This is a genomic window from Paraburkholderia sp. USG1, from assembly GCF_031570135.1.
GTDB lineage: Bacteria > Pseudomonadota > Gammaproteobacteria > Burkholderiales > Burkholderiaceae > Paraburkholderia > Paraburkholderia dioscoreae.
On sequence record NZ_JAMWXW010000024.1, the window covers coordinates 40556 to 57666 of the forward strand.

Genomic DNA, 17111 nt, shown 5'->3' on the forward strand with positions numbered 1-17111 from the left:
CCTTTAACGCGCCGATCGCACCTGTGATACCTCGCGCGTAACCGGGCGGCCGCCCTGACTGTTCCCGCTTCTCGGCGCCGCCGCCGTCTAGGTGGTCGGCGACGCGTCGCTCGTGGGCGCATGCGCACCCGGATCGGGCGGAAGCGCCGTCAGGAGCCGCGGCCCATGCTGTGCGCCGGGCTTCCAGCCTGCCTGCCAGTCTGCTTCGCCTACCGGCCGCGCGGCCAGCATCACGAGGCTGTGCGCGGCCACTTCGATCTCCGCGACCGCCAGCCGATGCGGTGCGTTCTCCGGTTCAGCAGTGTCTAACAGCACATGCCATTCCAGATGCGGTGCGGGAGGCGTAAACCGCAGTGCTTTCTCGTTGGCGTTGAGCATCATCAACAATACTTCTGTTTCGCCGTTCAAGCCTGGGCCGGCGCGGCGCAATGTGAACGCACGGCCTTCGGGATCCTGCCAGGCTTCGATGGTGAGCGGGTCGCCCCGTTCGTCGAACCAGCCCACATCGAACAGGCCGGGCAACACTTCACGATCGCCGAACAGAAAACGCGTTTCGCGCAGCAGCGGATGTTGCTTGCGCAACGCGATCACACGCGCGACGAATTCGGTCATCTGCCGACCGTCCGGCGATTCCGCGCGCTCCCAGTCGAGCCACGACAGTTCGTTGTCCTGGCAGTACGCATTGTTGTTGCCGTGCTGCGTGCGCAGCGATTCGTCGCCGGCCAGCACCATCGGCGTGCCGAGCGCCATCAGCAGCGTGGCGATCAGCGAGCGGGCCACGCGTTTACGGGTGGCGAGAATCGCCGGGTCGTCGCTCTCGCCTTCGGCGCCCCAGTTGCGGCTGCAGTTTTCGTTGTGGCCGTCGTTGTTGTCTTCGCGATTGGCTTCGTTGTGCTTCTGCTCGTAGGCGGTGACGTCGGCCAACGTAAAACCGTCATGCGACGTGACAAAATTGACCGATGCCCACGGCTTTCTGAAGCGGCGGTTGAACAGATCGGCCGAGCCGGTCAGACGCGCGGCGAGATCGGGCCGCAAGCCGGCGTCGCCGCGCCAGAAACGGCGCACGGTGTCGCGGAAACGGTCGTTCCATTCGCCGAAGCCCGGCGGATGATTGCCGAGCTGATAACCACCCGGCCCGATATCCCACGGCTCGGAAATCAGCTTGCGTTGCGACAGGATCGGATCCTGGCGCAACGCGTCGAAGAAACCGGAGCCGGGATCGAAGCCGTGTTGCTCGCGACCGAGCGTGACGCCGAGATCGAAACGGAAGCCGTCGATATTGAATGCCGTCGACCAGTAGCGTAGCGAATCCATCACCATTTGCAGCACGCGTGGATGCGGCAGATTCACGGTGTTGCCGCAACCGGTGTCGTTGATATGGTGACGTTCGTCGCCGGGAATCAGGCGGTAATAGCTGGCGTTGTCAAGGCCGCGCCACGACACCGTCGGGCCCATCTCGTTGCCTTCGCAGGTGTGGTTGTAGACCACGTCGAGAATGACCTCGATGCCGGCCGCGTGCAACTGGCGCACGGCAATGCGCATTTCGTCGAGCCGGTGCGTGCTGAGGTAGGACGGTTCCGGCGCGAAAAATGCCGCCGAGTTGTAGCCCCAGTAGTTGCGCAGGCCACGTTCCACCAGAAAGCGATCGTTGAGAAACGCGTGCACGGGCAGCAATTCGACCGCGGTCACGCCGAGTTTCAGCAGATGGTCGATGAATTCCGGCGAAGCCAGCGCCGCGAACGTGCCGCGTTCGTGCTGGCGCAAATCGGCGCGCAACATCGAGGCGCCGCGCACATGCGTTTCGTAGACGATGGTTTCGCCCCACGGCACATTCGGCCGCTTGTCGTGCGACCAGTCGAACGCTTCGTCGATCACCACGCATTTCGGCATGGCGGGCGCCGAATCGCGCCGGTCGACGGAAAGGTCCGCGCGATTCGAATGCACGCGGTAACCGAATAGCGCATCCGACCAGCGAAACTGTCCGACCAGCTTGCGCGCGTAGGGATCGAGCAGCAGCTTGTGCGGATTGAAGCGATGCCCATGCTGCGGCTGATACGGCCCGTGCGCGCGAAACCCGTAGGCAGTGCCGGGATGCGCGTTGGGCAGGTAGCCGTGCCAGACTTCGTCGGTGCATTCGGGCAGCGTGTAACGGCGCAACTCCTTGCGCCCGGTGGGATCGAACAGGCAAAGCTCGATTTTTTGCGCGTTCGCCGAGAACACCGCAAAGTTGACGCCGAGGCCATCCCAACTGGCGCCGAGCGGATAGGGCGAGCCGGCAAGAAGCCGGTCGGGCATTGCATGCGACATGATTCCCCTTCCTGTTCTGATTGTTGAACGCTATCGTGGGTCTTCATGCAACGAGCGCGCGGCGCGAAAATGACGCACGCCGCGCGCTCGCCTTACTGCACCTGCGTCAGTCCGCGCGCAATACGATCGTCGCGAGCGGCGGCAGCGTCAGCGCCGCGGAATGCGGCCAGCCGTGGCTCGATTGGGAGTCGGTATGGATCAGCCCGCCGTTGCCCATATTCGAGCCGCCGTAGACGCCGGCGTCCGTGTTGAGTACTTCTACCCAACGTCCGCCGCGCGGCATGCCGATCCGGTAGCCGAGCCGCGGCACCGGCGTCATGTTGCAGACTACGACGAGTTCGCGGCCGGCGCCGTCGGTGCGGCGATAGGCGAAGACGCTGTTGCCGCTGTCGTCGCCGATCAGCCATTCGAAGCCGCCCGGCTCGCAATCGAGCAGATACAGCGCGGGCTCGTCGCTATACAGACGGTTCAGGTCGCGCACCAGCATTTGCACGCCGTGGTGATTCGAATCGTCGAGCAGATGCCAATGCGGCGACGTGTCGTGATTGAATTCCGCCATCTGGCCGAATTCGCCGCCCATGAACAGCAGCTTCTTGCCCGGATGCGTCCACATGAAACCGAAGTACGCGCGCAGATTGGCGAACTTCTGCCACCTGTCGCCGGGCATCTTGCCGAGCAGCGAGCCTTTGCCGTGCACGACCTCGTCGTGCGAGAGCGGCAGCACGAAGCGCTCCGAATACGCGTACACCATGCCGAACGTCATGTTGTGGTGATGGTATTGGCGGTAGACCGGATCTTCTTCCATGTAGTGCAGCGTGTCGTGCATCCAGCCCATGTTCCACTTGAACTGGAAACCGAGGCCGCCGTCTTCGACGCGCGCCGTCACGCCAGGCCACGCGGTCGATTCCTCGGCGATCGTGATCGCGCCCGGCACGCCCGGCACATAGCCCACTTCATGATTCAGGCGCTTGAGGAACGCGATAGATTCGAGATTCTCGCGGCCGCCGTAAATGTTCGGCACCCACTGGTCGGCGGCGCGCGAATAGTCGCGATACAGCATTGACGCGACAGCATCCACGCGCAAACCGTCGACGTGATAGCGCTTCAACCAGGCCAGCCCGGAGGCGATCAGGAACGCGCTCACCTCGTTGCGGCCGAGGTTGTAGATCATCGTGTTCCAGTCCTGGTGATAGCCTTCGCGCGGGTCGGCGTGCTCGTAGAGCGGCGTGCCGTCGAAGTCGATCAGACCATGCGCGTCGTTTGGAAAGTGCGCGGGCACCCAGTCGAGGATCACGCCGAGTCCGGCTTCGTGCGCCTTGTCGACGAACCTCGCGAACTGTTCGGGTTTGCCGAAGCGCGCGGACGGCGCGAACTGCCCGAGCGGCTGATAGCCCCACGATCCGCCGAACGGATGCTCCGCAATCGGCATGAACTCCACATGCGTGAAGCCCATGCTTTTCACGTACGGAATCATCCGTTCCGCGAGCTCTTCCCAATCGAGCCCGCGCTGACCTTCTTCCGCAACGCGCAGCCAGGATTCGGCGTGCACTTCGTAGATCGAAATGGGCGAGCGCGCGGTCTGTTTGTCGGCACGCGACTGGATCCACTCGTGATCGCTCCACGGAAACTGCTCGACTTCGTCGACATGCGCAACGATGGAGGCCGTACCCGGCGGCTTCTCGGTTTGCATCGCGCACGGATCGGCCTTCAAGGGCAGCGGATGGCCGTCGCGCGATAGCAACTCGTATTTGTAGCGCGTACCCGGCCCGACCCGTGGCACGAACAGTTCCCACACACCCGCCTGATGCCGCAGCCGCATCGGATGACGGCGGCCGTCCCATGCATTGAAGTCGCCCACCACCGAGACGCGCCGCGCGTTCGGCGCCCACACGGCGAAGCGCACACCCGGCACGCCGTCCACTTCCATCGGGCGGGCGCCGAGACATTCGAGCACCGCGTAAGGATCGCCGCCTGCGAGCCGGCCGAGCGGCTCGTCGCCGAGAACGGGGCCGAACGAATAGGTATCCTCGATTTCCTGCACGACGCCATGCCAGTCGATGCGCAAACGGTACGGCGCCGCGGACGTGATGCGGCCGGCAAAGAGCCCCGGGCGCAACTGTTCGAGCTCGCCGAGCGCGGAACCGTCGGCGCGCGAAATCACGCTGACGTGCGCGGCGTTCGGCAACAGCGCGCGCACCACCGGACCTGCTTCAGCGTGATGCAGCCCGAGCTGCGAAAAAGGATCGGGGTGGCGCGCTTCGACAAGCGCGTCGATATCGAGCGGTTGGAGGCCTGCGGCCGGATCATGCTCACTCATAGTCGCCCTCGGCCGGATTAGGCGGTGTGGCGGCGCCTGGCGCCTGGTTTGAGGTGTCGTGGCCCGGCGCACCGGTGTCGCCGAGCAGGCGGCTGGTGAGCGCGGCGAGGCCGCGTACCGGCAGGCTGAGCCACGTCGGGCGGTTGGCCGCTTCGTAACGGATTTCGTAGGCCGCTTTTTCGATCAGGAACAGATCGAGCAACGCCTGTTCGGCTTCGGGCGCCACGAGCGGCGTTGCCGCTTCCGCGGCGGCCGCGCGATATTCGTTGAGGAACTTGTCGGCGGCATGGGCGCGGAAACGGTCGAACAGCGCGCGCTTGCGATCGGCGGTCTGTTGCGGCGCGGCTTCCGTGGTGGATTGCGCCGCTGCGCTTGCATACGAGAGCGAGCGAAGCAGGCCGGCCACATCGCGCAACGGGCTCGATTTCTGACGACGTTGTTCGAGCGTCCGTGCCGGCTCGCCTTCAAAGTCGATCAGATACGCGTCGCCCTGCGCGACCAGCACCTGGCCGAGGTGGAAGTCGCCGTGAATGCGAATGCGCAGCGCGCCCGCGTTGGCGGAAACCAGCGAGTCGACAGCGGCAACCAGCGCCGCACGACGGTCTATCAGGCTCTGCGCCAGTGCCCTGGTTTCCGGATCGCTCATCTGCTCGATACGCGGCGCGAGCAGATCCAGCGCGCTCGCGAGCATTGCCTGCGTGCCGTCGACCCACGCCTTCACCTGCTCCGCGCTGGCGGGTTCCGGCGCGAATGCCGGGTCGTCCGTCGGCGAGGCGAGCGCCACGTGCAGTTCGCCCAGGCGTCTGCCTATGATGCCGGCCAACGTGCTGTAGCCTTCCACCAGAATCGCCTCGTTGGACCGGTCCGGCACCGACTGCGTTTCGGTATCGACGGCGATGGCGAGTTCGTCGACCGAGCGGCGCAGATAGTCGAGCGACCAGTTCCACGCGTCACCCTGATTGTCGATATAGCCTTGCAGAATGCAGAGGGTGTGCGGCACGCCTTCCGGGTCCACACGCACCACTTCGCCATACAGCGGCGCGGTGTTCGCATAGCCCAATTGCGTCAGGTAGCGGCTGATTTCGGCTTCCGGATGAATGCCGCTCACGAGACGGCGCACCAGTTTCAGCACCGCGGCGTCCGCGATGATCAGCGAACTGTTGCTCTGCTCTGCCGCGAGCCACCGGATCTCCGGCCGTTCGCCGAGTCCTTCGAGTTCGGCGAAACGTTCGGTTGGCAGGAACTTGATTTCGCTCTTCTGCACGGTCGGCACCACGGCGCGTTCGCGCAGCTTGCGCATTACACCATGAGCGAAGATCGGCAGGGCGAACGCGTCCGTCAGATGACCGACATTGCGGCCGCGCCGCACGCGCGCCAACGCCAGTTGCTTGAACAGCGGGAAAGTGGTTTCGCCGCCCCACGTAATCGCGATCGGCACCACGTAGCGTTCCGTATGCTTGCCCACGTCCGCTTCGATTTCGGTGAACGCAAAGCCGCCGTTCGGAATCGTGGTCAATGCCGCGAGCCGCACCGCATTGAGCTTCTGATCCTTCGACGCAAACCAGCGGCGCCGGCTCAGCCATGAAGGCAGCACTTCCGATTCCAGCAGGCGCACGTTCTCCGGCGTCGGACCGACCTGGCCTTCGCGAATCACGATCGTGACGAATTCCGGCAGCGGTTCCGAAGGCGCTTGCGCCCAGGTAGGACGTTGGCCGCCGGGGCACAACATGAACCACAGGAAGCCGTACGGCGGGAACGTCAGCAGATACGTCAGCTGGCCGATCGGCGGGAACACGGAGTCCGCAGTCATTTCGATCGGCACGGAACCGTCGAATTCGGACAGATCGAGCTCCACCGCTTGCGGCGCACGCGAGAGGTTCGCCACGCAGAGAATCGGCGGCTCACCCGGCATCTCGCGCAGGTACGCGAGAATTTTGCGGTTTTCCGGCTTCAGAAAGCGGATCGTGCCACGCCCGAAAGTCTGTTTTGCGCGCCGCGTGGCGAGCATGCGCCGGGTCCAGTTCAGCAGCGAATGCGGATCGCGGCTTTGCGCTTCCACATTCACCGCGTCGAAACCATAGAGCGAGCCCATGACCGGCGGCAGCACCAGTTGCTCAGGGTCGGCGCGCGAGAAACCGCCGTTGCGATCCGATGACCATTGCATCGGCGTGCGCACGCCGTCGCGGTCGCCGAGGTGAATGTTGTCGCCCATGCCGAGCTCGTCGCCGTAATAGATCACGGGCGTGCCGGGCATGGAAAGCAGCAGCGAATTGATCAGCTCGATACGGCGGCGGTCGCGCTCCATCAGCGGCGCGAGACGGCGGCGAATGCCGAGATTCAGGCGCGCGCGGCGATCACTTGCGTAGGTGTTCCATAGATAGTCACGCTCGGAATCCGTGACCATTTCCAGCGTCAGCTCGTCGTGATTGCGCAGGAAAATCGCCCACTGGTTCGTTTCGGCGAGGTCCGGCGTTTGCCGCATGATGTCGGTGATCGGGAAGCGGTCTTCGCTCGCAATCGACATGTAGATGCGCGGCATCAGCGGGAAGTGGAAGGCCATGTGGCATTCGTCTTCGTCGCCGAAATATTCCTTTACGTCTTCCGGCCACTGGTTGGCTTCGGCGAGCAGCATCCGGTTCGGATATTCGGCGTCGATGGTGGCGCGGATCTTCTTGAGCACCGCGTGCGTTTCCGGCAGGTTCTCGTTGTTCGTGCCTTCACGTTCCACCAGATACGGCACCGCGTCCAGCCGTAACCCGTCGATGCCCATATCGAGCCAGAAGCGCATGACCTGCAGCACCTCCTTCAAAACGGCCGGATTGTCGAAATTCAGATCGGGCTGATGCGAGTAGAAGCGGTGCCAGTAATACGCGCCCGCCACCGGATCGTGCGTCCAGTTGGACGGCTCCGAATCGATAAAGATGATCCGCGTTTCCAGGTACTTCTGATCGGTGTTGGACCACACGTAGTAGTTACGGTGGTTCGAACCCGGTTTCGCACGGCGCGCGCGCTGAAACCACGGGTGCTGGTCCGACGTGTGGTTGATCACCAGTTCGGTAATCACACGAATGCCGCGTGCGTGCGCTTCCTGAATGAAGCGCCTCACATCGGACAGGTTGCCGTAGTCCGGATGCACGTTGCGGTAATCGGCGATGTCGTAACCGTCGTCGCGTCGTGGCGACGGATAGAACGGCAGCAGCCAGATCGCGTTCACACCGAGTTCGGCGATGTAGTCGAGCTTCGCGATCAGGCCGGGAAAGTCGCCGACGCCGTCGTTGTTCGCGTCGAAGAACGACTTGATGTGCACCTGATAAATGATCGCGTCTTTGTACCAGAGCGGATCGTCGCTCAAGGCCGCGGGTTTGCCGCGCCGATGCGTACGCGCTTTCGCGACGCCGCCGGTGGCGGCACTCGTGTGGGCTTGCGACGTGGTTTGGGCTGGATCGTCACGCTTCATGTCGCACCTTCCGTGGGGGTTGGGTTGCCAGCGTCTGCGTGATAGTCGCTGTCGGCTTCATCCGGCCGTTCGGCGGGCAAGCCGCCGAACGGCGCGATGCGCCAGATCGAGAACGGCTGGCCCGACCCTAGCTGGACATGCTGCCAGCGGCCGTGCCATTCGAAGCGCGCGCCGGTCATCTGATCGGTGACTTCCAGCGGGCCATGATCGTGCAGATTCCATTTCTGGAAAGTCTCCCACGACAATTCGATATCCGCGCCCTGTTCGTTGAACGGGTCGAGATTGATCGCGACGACGATCACGTTGTCGCGCGATTCGGTCGCCTTCTCGAAGCACAGGATGTTGTCGTTGTGCGCGGGCAGGAACGTCAGGCCGAGATGCGTTTGCAGCGCCGGGTTCGCACGGCGGATCCGGTTCAGCGCACTGATTTCGCCGACAATGTTGCCGGGCCGGTTCCAGTCCCACGCGCGCAACTGGTACTTCTCGGAGTCGAGATATTCCTCGCTGTTCGGCAGCGCGGCGGCTTCGCATAGCTCGAAACCGCAATACACACCCCACAAACCGGCCAGCGTGGAAGCGAGTGCCGCGCGAATCAGAAAGCCCGTGCGTCCCTGCGATTGCAAATGCCGCGGGTTGATATCCGGTGTATTGACGAAGAAATTCGGCCGGTACGAATCACGCGCACCGGTTTGCGTGAGCTCGGTCATGTACTCGATGAAATCGCGCTTGGATTCCCGCCACGTGAAGTACGTGTACGACTGCGAGAAGCCGATCTTGCCGAGCCGGTTCATCATGCGCGGCCGCGTGAAGGCTTCGGCGAGGAAGATCGTGTCGGGATAGCGCGCGCGCACGTCGCCGATCACCCACTCCCAGAACGGCAGCGGTTTGGTGTGCGGGTTGTCGATGCGGAAAATATGTACGCCCGCTTCGATCCAGAACAGGAACACGTCGCGCAACGCGAGCCATAAATCCGGCTTGGCGTCGTGCGCATAGAAGTCCGGGTTGACGATGTCCTGATACTTCTTCGGCGGATTTTCCGCGTAACGCAGTGTGCCGTCGGGGCGCCATGCGAACCACGTCGGGTGCTCCTTGAGCCACGGGTGATCCGGCGAGCATTGCACCGCGAAGTCGAGCGCGATTTCGAGGCCGTGCTCATGCGCGGCGGCGAGCATCGCCTTGAAGTCGTCTAACGTGCCCAACTGCGGATGCACGGCCGTGTGGCCGCCTTCCACTCCGCCGATCGCATACGGGCTGCCGACGTCGCCCGGCTGCGCGTTCAGCGTGTTGTTGCGGCCTTTGCGATTCGCCACACCGATCGGGTGAATCGGCGGGAAATACAGCACGTCGAAACCCATGTCGCGAATGCGCGGCAGTTTCTTCGTAACATCGGCGAAGGTACCATGGCGCGATTCGTCGTCGCTCATGGAACGCGGGAAGATCTCGTACCAGCTCGCGAAGCGCGCCGCGGTGCGGTCCGCATCGATCTTGTAGATGACCGGGTCGCGGCTGAGGAACGGCCGGTGGCGCGCGGCGGTCATCGCCTTGGCCGTGGTCGGCGCGAGCAGCAGCGCGAGCTTCGTTTCAGCGTCCGCCTTGGTGAATTCCTTGACGATATGTTCGAGCGGCGCGGTGACCGCGCCTTCCGAGGTTTCCACTTCGGCGAGCACCAGCGCGAACAGATGCGCGGCTTCGTCGAGTTCGAGTTCGACGGTTTGTCCCGCCTTCAGCTTCTTCTGAATATGTTCGACCAGCGAAGCGAAGTCGTCGCGCCAAGCGATCACCGTGAATTCGTGACGGCCCAGGCGTTCGAGCGGAATGCGCGCTTTCCAGATATCGAGGCCGGCGGGTTGGGCCGGCGTCATCGGCACTTCGTGCCAGGCGGTTTCGTCGGCTGCGCGCCAGATTACTGCGGCGGCAATCTTGTCGTGACCTTCGGCGAAAATCGCGGCGGTGATTTCAGCGCGTTCGCCCACGGTGCGCTTGGCGGCGAAGCGGCCGTTGTCGACCGAGGGCGTCACGCTCTCGATCGCCACGCGCGGCGCGTTGATCGCTTCGAGCACGGTCTTGCGGCCGCTGCGCTTGCTGTTCGCTTTGTCGATGGGCGGGGCGAGACGGATCGGCTTCTCCGTGACCGCGCGGAACAGGCGGACCGCGCCCGGCGCGAGCGTGAACGGCGTGAGCGTGGCGGGCGAAGCGCTGGCGGGCGCGTCGAGCGGCACAAAGCGCGTGAAGTTACCCGGCACGCCTGCGAGGAAGCGCGCGGGATCGACGCGCAGCGGCGCCCCGAGTTCGGGATTGATCGCGATCAGGATCGACTCATCGGCGTCGCGCAGGTCGGGCTGGTCGGCGCGCAGCAATATCGCCGCCGGTGCGCCGGGCCCGCTCAGCGGACGCAATTCGCCGTTGGCGTGCAGCGTTTTGGTATTGCGCGCCACGTGGTTCGCGTGCGTGATGCGTTCCGATAGATCGAATTGTTTGGCCTGGGCAGCGACGGCGAACTGCGAAGCATCGCCGCGCGTTTGCGACATCGGCTCGGTGATGCCGTATTCAAAGCCCATCGGCATCATCCAGCCGGTGCCGATCGCCACCGACGCGAACAGCGCGCGCCGGTAAGCCCGCTCGACGATGGCCGCGTCGTGCGCATCGCTCAACTCAGCGGCGAGGCGCGTGCCGTAGGGCGCTTCGGGAAACGCGACCGGCGCGCCGATGCGCGCGAGCGCGGCGTGTTCCTCCACCATCCAGCTCGAGCGGAAGTCCCACCAGCGCACCGACGAAAACACACTGTCGAAACCCGCGCCTTCGAGGCCGCGCAGATCCTCGCGGGCCAGGCCGGGCGTGGCGGCGAGAAAACGCACCTCGGGATGCTTCGCGCGAACCGCATCGCCCAATTGGCGCCAGACGGCGCCCGGCACGCGATGCGGTGAATCGAACCGGAAGCCGCCCACGCCGGCGTCGGCGAGCGCCAGCAACTGCTGCGTCCACCAGCCGACCAATGCAGCGCTGCTGCCGGGGTCGTTGAAGTTCGCATACGCGACGTTGTCCTCGCGATGCACATGGCGCGGGTCGAGCCGCGCCTCTTCAGACTCGAACGGGTGGAACCAGTCGGCATGTTCGGCGTATAGCGCGCCATCGGCGGCCATCCGGTCGATCACCAGATCGGCCAGCAAGGTCAGGCCGTTCTGGGCGGCGGCGTTCGCGAGCGTGCGAATCGCCTCGGTGGCGGGCTGTTGGGCCTCGAATACCGGATGCAGACGCGCGTGGTTGCCCACCACCTGTCCGTGGCCGGCCTGTCCAGGCTCGAAGAGGCTGCCGATCAACGCATGATCGAAGCCCAGCGCGGCTGCATGTGCGAACTGCGCAGGCCACGCATCGAGCGGCCCAACCAGAAGTGAATGAAAAAAGTAGATCCGCGGCGCGTACCCGTTCGGAGATTCCATCGGTCGTTTCCAGATTCGTCCTGCTGCGGTGTGGATGCAATTGGCATGCGATCACAGCGCTCATTGGGCTTCCAGAGCCGGATACCGCGCGATGCATGAAGCGAAGGCGCGTACTGGTCAATGTAGTGCAAAGATCGTCACGCCGCTGGCCAGTAAGAGGTGCTTTGACGCCAGGCGTCGATTGCACGGGCCGGCCAGATCGATTCGGAAGAGGCAGCAAACGCTGTGCCAGTGAGGCGCGGAAACAGCGATGGACGGGGTGGGAGAGCGTCGTGCAGTACGCTTGGCAGGAAGATGCGACGGCAGGCGCGAGCGGCTGGCGCGCGGCCGTGAACGGTCGCTGTATGTAAAACGGGCGGCGCCGCCCGGGATTTACATGCGGTGCGTTACGGGCGGCGCGAGGACCGCAAAAGGCGGAGTTTTATACGGCAGCGGCGTCGGCAAGCAGCGCGCTCGTGCCGGCAGCTTTACGAGCCGAGCAGGCCCGCTGCAATGTTCACGCACAAGCCCAGTACGGCGACGTTGAAGTAGAACGACAGGACGGATTGCGCGAGTGTGGCGCGGCGAATCGAACGCGAGCGCAGCACGACGTCCGACGTCTGCGAGGCCACGGCAATGGTGAACGAGAAATACAGGAAGTCCCAGTAATCCGGCTGGAGCGCTTTGTCGGGAAACAGCAGCGGCGTCTCCGTTGCATCGGGATCGTAGTAAAGGCGCGCGTAGTGCTGCGTGAAGATGGTCGGGATGAGGAACCACGCGCCGAACATGGTGAGTCCCGTCAGCGCGTAGTGCCAGACCGTGGAAGCACCGGCTGTTCCCTTCGCCGACGCCAGTTCCAGCACGATGGCGGCAATACTCGCAATGGTGGCCACGCAGATCACCATGAGCACCACGCCCGCGTTCTCGTCGTCGCGACGAGCGGATTCGCGCACGCTGCCTTCATCGGCAACGGCCATGTACACCCAGATCATCGCCAGATAACTCCAGATGGCCGCGTCCCAGCCGGCCAGCACGCGAACCATCGGCCGCGGGTGTTCCGGCATGGCCAGCGCCGCGATGATACCGAGCGCAAGGCCGACCAGCATGCGTGGCCGATTGCGAAGAACCTGCGGAATATATTTGGTGAACATGAATGGAGTAGGGAAGGCTTTCGGTGTCGCGGATTCTACTCGTGCTTCGACCGGCATCCACGCCGTGTCGCCAAACTACGCACTCAGCGATAGTGACCGCGCAGACGGCGTGTTTCCGGTAAGGTCTGCCGCGAATACGATAGTTTTGCGTCGATTTGCGTCGTTCTCGCTCGCCACGGCGCCAGGATACGATGGGCAGCGCGCATACACGTCACAGATGCCGCATTATCATAGGCTTATGGTTTCCGTACTCGTCAACTCCGTTGAACATCACCCGGCCAACCGGAGCGGTCGCGACTTCGTGGTCGGCGATCTGCATGGCTGCGTCGATGCATTGCGCTATCTGCTGCGCGTGATCACGTTCGACCCGGCGCGTGACCGGCTCTTTTCGGTCGGCGATCTGGTGGATCGCGGCGAGCATTCCGAACTCGCTTTGGCCCTGCTCGACAAGCCGTGGTTTTTCGCCGTGCTCGGCAATCACGAAGACATGCTGTGCGCCGTCGCCGATGGGCGCGTGCGGCGCCAGTGGTGGTATGGAATCGGCGGCCTATGGGCGGCGCAATTATCCGACGAACGCTTGCAGCACTACGCGGAGCTTTTGCGCGGTTTGCCGCTCGCGCGCGTGGTCGGCAGCGGCAAGGAGCGCTTCAACGTGCTGCACGCGGAATTCTTCGGCACGGACGCCGAACTCGACGCGGGGAATTTCTCCGCCGAAACCCGCCAGCAATTGCTGTGGGGACGCGAACTGGCGCTAGGCAATGGCGATCCGCAGCGGCAGCGCGGTCTCTCGCTGACCTATTGCGGCCACACGCCGATGCGCGACATCAAGCAGGTCGGCTCGCAGGTGTTCATCGATACCGGCGCGTTCGGGCCGGGCGGCAAGCTCACGATCGTGGAGCCGCTGGCGTTGCGCCGCTGGTCGATCTCGGTCGAAGAGGCCCGCGCGGAAGGGGCGGCAGCGTTGGCGCTACCTTGACGCTGTGTTGACGCCGCGTCGACGGTGGGCCTCGGCGCCGGGTTGTCAGCCTAGCCCACCTGGCTGAGCTCGAACACCATGTCCACCTGCTTGCCGTTCCAGTTGTATTCCAGATACGCGGCGTGATGGCAGTCGCGCAGGAGCGTGGTTTTGAACGCGGCGAGGCATTCGCCTTCGTCGTCCCGCACCGATGGATACACGATGCCCGGCGCACCTGCCTCGCGGATGGCTCGGCCGAGGGATTGCCCGGCCAGATAATCATCCGGCGACAGCACCGCGAGGCCCACCGACTCGTCTCCGCGAATGTCCACCACGTTGCCTCGCGCCACGACGGTGTAAAGGCGCATCTGTTGGCGCATGGGCGGCTCGGCCGTCGCCTCGAGAAATTTCCCCGTGTGATAGCGCGTTTCGGCGATTGCGGTGGCGCGCGAGCGGGCGCAATAGAACACGCCGTACGTGCCGTCGGAGAAGCGGCTGCCGAGCGGATTCAGGTGTGTCAGCGCGGCCATGATCGGCCCATAGCCCGGCCCGAAGCGGCGCTCTTCGCGCGGCACCAGATCGAGTTCGCCGATCTCGGTGCGCAGACGGTCGTTGGTCATGGCTTCGAGCGCGTAGAGCGCGTCGAAATCCTCCGGCGAGGCGACCCGGTCGAACAGATTGACGGCCGGGAAGCGCGTTGGAATCACGCGATATGCCGGTGCCCAGTCGAGCGGCGTGGTACGCCAGCGGTCCTGCCAATGCGGTTGTGTCACGCCCAGCCGCCTCGCATTGCGTCGAGATACTGGCGCACGGCCACGAGGTCGCTGATATTGCCCGCCAGCATGCGGTCCAGCGCGCGGCGGCCACCGAACGGCGGCGCGCTGTTGGGGCGTTTGATCCAGGTGTCGGCGGCGCTGGCTTGCGGCAGCAGGATTTGCAGCGCCTTGTAGATACCGAGCAGTAGCGACAGGCGTTCCAGCGTGTCGCGCCCGAGGCGGGCCGTTTCAGGCGCCGCCTTCCATTTGAAGTAGGTGGAGCGGCCCGGCGACCCTAGCAGCACGATCTGCTCTTCCGCGCTCAAGTCCCAGTCACGAGCGATATTGAAGAACGCGCGCAGACCCGCCGCGGACATTTCCGTTAGCGTGGGCGCGGAAGACGGCCGACGAATCGGCTCTTCGGGGTGGGTGGCACGAGCAGCGTGAGCCATGAGCGGGCAAGTCCTTATCTGTACTTGAAATTGATAATAGTCTAAATATGGATTTTTGCAAGAGAATATAATCCCCGGCTCGGTATGAAAGTCGAAATTCAGGAGAAGCGGGAGATGAGGGTTCGAGCAGCAGCAGGGGCGGCGCTTGCCGTGTGGTGTATGTCGGGTCCGGCCGTGGCCGCGGGCTACGCCGAGGTGTGGAATCCGCCCGAGGAAACCGGACACATCACGAAGCAGGCCGGGAAAAAGACCGGGACAGCCACCGGAGCCAAGTCTACTGCTGGCTCGAAAGGAGCTTCAAAGGCCGCTCCCAAACCTATGGCAGGCGCTGGGCACGCTGCACCGAGCGTTGCGTCGGCACATGGCAACAAGCCCTCGGCGCACGGAAGCATCAGGAAGGTGGCGGCCAGCGGCGTCACGAAGAGCAAGACCCAGGCAGCAGGCGCGAACAAGACCCAAAGGAAAGCGGCCGGCATGACGCAGAGTAAAAAGCCGCACGCACAGGTCGTTCAGGCAAAACCGGGGCAGGGCAAAGTCGTGCACGCCAATCATCTGGTTCAACGCAGGACAGCTCATCCGCAGGCGGTCAAAGTCACGGCGAAATCCGATGCCGCAAAACCGGCTGCATCTCGCGTGAATGTGCCGGCTCCGTCGGCAAACCCGGTGGCATCCGCGAAAGTTGATGCCAATCCGGCGAATGCATCGAGCAATCCCGCTACGGCCAGCAGCGGCTCGCTGCCGCCGATCATCCACTGATTTCGAACTCAGGCTCGTCTCTGCGCTACGTCATGATGAGCCGCGTTGTGCTGCTGATGAATGCTTCACGCGCCACAGTATGGTCTCACGCAGCTAGGCAACAGCTGTTCATGAACAGATACCTCAAGCGCTCGCCAACCCATTAGTGACCAGCCGCAACGTTTCCGCCGACCGCTCGTCCCTGACCCGCGAATGCAGCGTGACGCGCGATTCCGGTAGCAGCGGCAAGCCCAGCCGCGGGCCGACATCGACCAGACCGCGCGGTGCGACCCGGCGCGCCAGCGGCGACACCGCGAGCCCCGCCGCGACGGCTGCGCCGACAGCCGCCACCCCGCCGCCAACGAACACCTCCTGCCACCCAATGCCGGCCTGCGCGAGCGTTCGCAGCGCCACATCGCGCACATTGCACGGCGGGCTCAACAGCGCCAGCGCCAACGGCTCGCCGACTCGCGGCAACCACGCCGGCGTGGCGAGCCAGCCGAGCGGTTCGGTAAATAGCGCCTGCGCGTCGTCGCGCGGCGGTTCGTCGGCGCCATAGCGGATGATCACCGCGTCGAGGCGCCGTTCGTCGAATTGTGCGAGCAGCGCGGCGGAGGTGCCCAGATGCAATTCGATCACCAGTCCCGGATCGTGCGCATTGAGCCTGCCGAGCAGAAGCGGCAAGTCCGGCCCCGCGACGTGCTCGCTGAGCCCCAGCGCGAGCCGCCGGCGCTCCACCGACAGCGAACCCAGCGCGCGTTCATGCGCGTTGAGCAGCTCGCGTGCGGCGCTCAGGAACGCGTTGCCGTCCGCGGAAAGGCGCACGGCCCGCGGCGTACGCTCCAGTAATTGCTTGCCGAGATGAGCCTCCAGCCGTTTGAGCTTCAGGCTGACGGCCGATTGCGTGGTGTCGAGCGCGTCTGCGGCACGCGTGAAGCTGTGCAGGTCGGCGACCAGAACGAACGCGCGGACGGCATCGAGATCGAGAACTTTCATTTCAAACCAATATAGATGAAATCATCAATGATGTCTGTTTATTATGATTGGGCGAGCCTAACCTGTGTTGACCCAATCAACGCAACCAAGGAGTTTTCATCATGCCGATCACCCGAATTGCATTGCGCGCAGGCAAGCCCGTCGAATACCGGAAGGCGCTGACGGAGAGCATCCAGCGTTCGCTGGTGGGAACATTCAACGTGCCGAAAGACGACATCTTCATGCTGATCACCGAGCATGAAGCCGGCAATTTTGTGTATGACAACCACTACTTGAACGTCGAGCGAAGCGACGACCTCGTGATCATTCAGATCACCCTGAACAACACGCGCACGCTTGATCAGAAAAAGACGCTTTACAAGCGGATGGCGGACGAACTGGCGGAGTCGCCGGGGCTGCGACGAGAGGATGTTTTCATTAATCTCGTCGAGGTATTGAAGGAAAACTGGTCGTTCGGCAACGGGATTGCGCAGTACGCGCTGTGAGTGCCATGTCTGCCCGATAGCGCGAATGCCGGGTGCGCTATCGGGCGGCCATGCCGCCCGTCGTTCGTCAGAAACGTCAGAAACG

At 64.0% G+C, this 17111-nt stretch carries 11 protein-coding genes; 3 read left to right on the forward strand and 8 right to left on the reverse strand.

What is annotated here, in order from left to right; all coding sequences use genetic code 11:
* Nucleotides 1-87: 87 nt before the first annotated feature.
* The 5 genes from glgX to NE850_RS27405 form a co-directional block, all read right to left on the reverse strand.
* Entirely contained in the window at nt 88-2307 is a 2220-nt protein-coding gene (gene glgX, locus NE850_RS27385; RefSeq protein WP_310699633.1) for a glycogen debranching protein GlgX, read from the reverse strand.
* A gap of 106 nt (nt 2308-2413) precedes the next feature.
* Nucleotides 2414-4624, reverse strand: a complete 2211-nt coding sequence (glgB, locus tag NE850_RS27390) for a 1,4-alpha-glucan branching protein GlgB (RefSeq protein ID WP_007178806.1) — start codon at nt 4622-4624, stop codon at nt 2414-2416.
* The gene (treS, locus tag NE850_RS27395) at nt 4617-8081 is read right to left on the reverse strand and encodes a maltose alpha-D-glucosyltransferase (RefSeq protein WP_007178807.1); all 3465 of its coding nucleotides are present in this window, start codon (nt 8079-8081) and stop codon (nt 4617-4619) included. Before treS ends, glgB begins: the two co-directional genes overlap by 8 nt.
* Nucleotides 8078-11518, reverse strand: a complete 3441-nt coding sequence (locus NE850_RS27400; RefSeq protein ID WP_310699634.1) for a maltotransferase domain-containing protein — start codon at nt 11516-11518, stop codon at nt 8078-8080. The genes treS and NE850_RS27400 overlap by 4 nt, the downstream gene beginning before the upstream one ends.
* Nucleotides 11519-11985: 467 nt before the next feature.
* Nucleotides 11986-12648, reverse strand: a complete 663-nt coding sequence (locus tag NE850_RS27405) for a DUF1345 domain-containing protein (RefSeq protein ID WP_007178809.1) — start codon at nt 12646-12648, stop codon at nt 11986-11988.
* A 238-nt stretch (nt 12649-12886) separates the two neighbouring features.
* Between NE850_RS27405 and NE850_RS27410 the strand changes: the two genes are divergently transcribed.
* Nucleotides 12887-13624 (forward strand): metallophosphoesterase, encoded by a 738-nt coding sequence (locus tag NE850_RS27410; protein ID WP_007178810.1) that lies wholly within the window; start codon nt 12887-12889, stop codon nt 13622-13624.
* A gap of 50 nt (nt 13625-13674) precedes the next feature.
* Here the strand turns inward: NE850_RS27410 and NE850_RS27415 are convergent, their stop codons facing one another.
* Both NE850_RS27415 and NE850_RS27420 read right to left on the reverse strand, forming a co-directional pair.
* Nucleotides 13675-14376, reverse strand: coding sequence for an RES family NAD+ phosphorylase (locus NE850_RS27415; protein ID WP_007178811.1), 702 nt, complete (start codon nt 14374-14376; stop codon nt 13675-13677).
* Nucleotides 14373-14810, reverse strand: a complete 438-nt coding sequence (locus NE850_RS27420) for an MbcA/ParS/Xre antitoxin family protein (protein ID WP_007178812.1) — start codon at nt 14808-14810, stop codon at nt 14373-14375. The genes NE850_RS27415 and NE850_RS27420 overlap by 4 nt, the downstream gene beginning before the upstream one ends.
* A 114-nt stretch (nt 14811-14924) precedes the next feature.
* Between NE850_RS27420 and NE850_RS27425 the strand changes: the two genes are divergently transcribed.
* Nucleotides 14925-15566 carry a hypothetical protein gene (locus tag NE850_RS27425; RefSeq protein ID WP_007178813.1) on the forward strand — a complete coding sequence of 214 codons (642 nt, stop codon included), beginning with the start codon at nt 14925-14927 and terminating at the stop codon, nt 15564-15566.
* Nucleotides 15567-15689: 123 nt separating this feature from the next.
* On the opposite strand, the gene NE850_RS27430 is transcribed toward NE850_RS27425, so the two are convergent.
* Complete coding sequence (locus NE850_RS27430; RefSeq protein ID WP_007178814.1) at nt 15690-16541, reverse strand: LysR family transcriptional regulator; 852 nt, start codon at nt 16539-16541, stop codon at nt 15690-15692.
* Nucleotides 16542-16642: 101 nt separating this feature from the next.
* Between NE850_RS27430 and NE850_RS27435 the strand changes: the two genes are divergently transcribed.
* Nucleotides 16643-17026, forward strand: coding sequence for a tautomerase family protein (locus NE850_RS27435; protein WP_007178815.1), 384 nt, complete (start codon nt 16643-16645; stop codon nt 17024-17026).
* Nucleotides 17027-17111: the final 85 nt, after the last annotated feature.